This is a genomic window from Shigella sp. FC1967 (assembly GCF_001743005.1).
GTDB lineage: Bacteria > Pseudomonadota > Gammaproteobacteria > Enterobacterales > Enterobacteriaceae > Proteus.
On the sequence record NZ_MIIZ01001336.1, the window covers coordinates 1 to 386 of the forward strand.

General features: G+C 53.6%; 1 rRNA gene. It reads left to right on the plus strand.

Annotated elements, in window-relative coordinates:
- Window positions 1-386, plus strand: a 16S ribosomal RNA gene (locus BHE89_RS21780); the annotation flags it as partial.

Consider the following 386-nt stretch of genomic DNA (forward strand, 5'->3'; position numbering starts at 1 on the left):
GGGGGGTAGAATTCCACGTGTAGCGGTGAAAATGCGTAGAGATGTGGAGGAATACCGGTGGCGAAGGCGGCCCCCTGGACAAAGACTGACGCTCAGGTGCGAAAGCGTGGGGAGCAAACAGGATTAGATACCCTGGTAGTCCACGCTGTAAAACGATGTCGATTTAGAGGTTGTGGTCTTGAACCGTGGCTTCTGGAGCTAACGCGTTAAATCGACGCCTGGGGGAGTACGGCCGCAAGGTTAAAACTCAAATGAATTGACGGGGGGCCCGCACAAGCGGTGGAGCATGTGGTTTAATTCGATGCAACGCGAAGAACCTTACCTACTCTTGACATCCAGCGAATCCTTTAGAGATAGAGGAGTGCCTTCGGGAACGCTGAGACAGG